Origin of the sequence: Corynebacterium sp. c24Ua_83 (genome assembly GCF_039907245.1) — a bacterium.
Classification (GTDB): Bacteria; Actinomycetota; Actinomycetes; order Mycobacteriales; family Mycobacteriaceae; genus Corynebacterium.
The window spans coordinates 1-1,454 of the sequence record NZ_JASBOI010000042.1 but is presented as its reverse complement, the minus strand read 5'-3'; the positions used below and the strand labels follow the sequence as shown (position 1 = coordinate 1,454).

1 protein-coding gene is annotated in these 1,454 nt (G+C 61.9%); it reads right to left on the bottom strand.

The features are described from left to right. Nucleotides 1-96: 96 nt before the first annotated feature. Nucleotides 97-1,335 carry an IS256 family transposase gene (locus tag QKE30_RS10735; protein ID WP_239202857.1) on the bottom strand — a complete coding sequence of 413 codons (1,239 nt, stop codon included), beginning with the start codon at nt 1,333-1,335 and terminating at the stop codon, nt 97-99. Nucleotides 1,336-1,454 lie beyond the last annotated feature (119 nt).

Below are 1,454 nucleotides of genomic sequence, written 5' to 3'. Positions count from 1 at the left end.
AAGGTCAAGTCCACGCGAGTGGTGTATCTGCCCTTTCGATAAAATAGGCAGCATGACGATCTCAGGGACCGGCACGAGCCCGGTGTTGCGACTGGCTCATGCGACCTCCTGAGTGGCTTCGCCGGTGTCGATGACGTTGGCGTTCATCATGGTCTTCGTCTGGTCCAGGGCCGTCAGCGACATGTAGCGCTTCTGCTGGATCCAGTCATCGTGCTGCTCAGCCAGCACCGCCCCGACCAGGCGCACGACGGCATCTCGGTTCGGGAAGATCCCCACGACGTCGGTGCGCCGGCGGATCTCCCGGTTCAACCGCTCGGTGGGGTTGTTCGACCAGACCTTCGTCCACACCGTCCTTGGCGTGTTCGTGAACGCCAGCAGCTCGTCGAGCGCTTCCTCGAGGTAGTCCGCGACATGGGGGAACTTCTGCTCACAGAAGCCCACCACCTCCCGTGCCTGATCCCACACAGCCTGGGCGTCAGGTTGCTGGAAGATCGTGTGGAACATCGCCGACAAGGTCGGCCATTGGCTTTTGGGCACCAGCCCGGAGAGGTTCTTAGCGAAATGCGTGCGACACCGTTGCCAGGAGGCGTTCGGCAGGACCTCGCCGATGGCGTGCTGGATGCCCAAGTGTGCGTCGCTGGTGACCAGGTAGACGTCGTTTAGGCCGCGGGCTTTCAGGTCGCGGAAGAAACCGGTCCAGGAGGCCACGGACTCGGATGTGGCGACCTGCATGCCGAGTAGTTCGCGGTAGCCTTCCGCGTTCACGCCGGTGGCCAGCAGCACGGAGGTTTTCACGACCCGTCCGCCTTCACGCACCTTCATGGTCAACGCGTCGCAGGAAACATAGAGGTAGGGGCCGGTATCCAGGGGTCGGGTGCGGAAATCTTCCACCATCTGATCGAGATCTTTGGCCATCTCGGAGACCTGCGATTTTGAGAGGTTGTTGATCCCCAGGGTGGCGACGAGGTCGTTCATCCTGCGGGTGGAGACGCCTTTGAGGTAGCAGGTGGCGATCACGGTGGTCAGGGCACGTTCGGCCCGGGTGCGTCGTTCCAGCAGCCAGTCCGGGAAGAACGAGCCGGTTCTGAGTTTGGGCACGGCGACGTCGATGGTGCCGACTCTGGTGTCGAGGTTTCGGTGGCGGTAGCCGTTGCGGACGTTGGTGCGCGCATCACTGACGGTGGCGTAGTCGGCGCCGCAGATCTGGTCGGCCTGGGTCGAGAGGATCTGGTTGATGAACCCTTGGAGCATCTCGCGCATCAGATCCGGGGAGGCTTGAGCCAGTAGTTCGTCGAGGTAGGTGGTGGGGTCGATAGAATGGGGGCCAGCGGCCATCGTGGTTTCCCTTTCGAGGAAGTGTGGTTACGGATTCGAAAGGTGCTGCGGTGGTCGCCTCGTGCATTCATAAGGTCGTCACCGGCAGCTACAGATACACCACACTAAAGGACGCAACC

Coding starts and splice junctions, on each gene's coding strand:
- QKE30_RS10735 (WP_239202857.1), bottom strand. CDS start 1,335: ATGGCCGCTGGCCCCCATTCTATCGACCCCACCACCTACCTCGACGAA.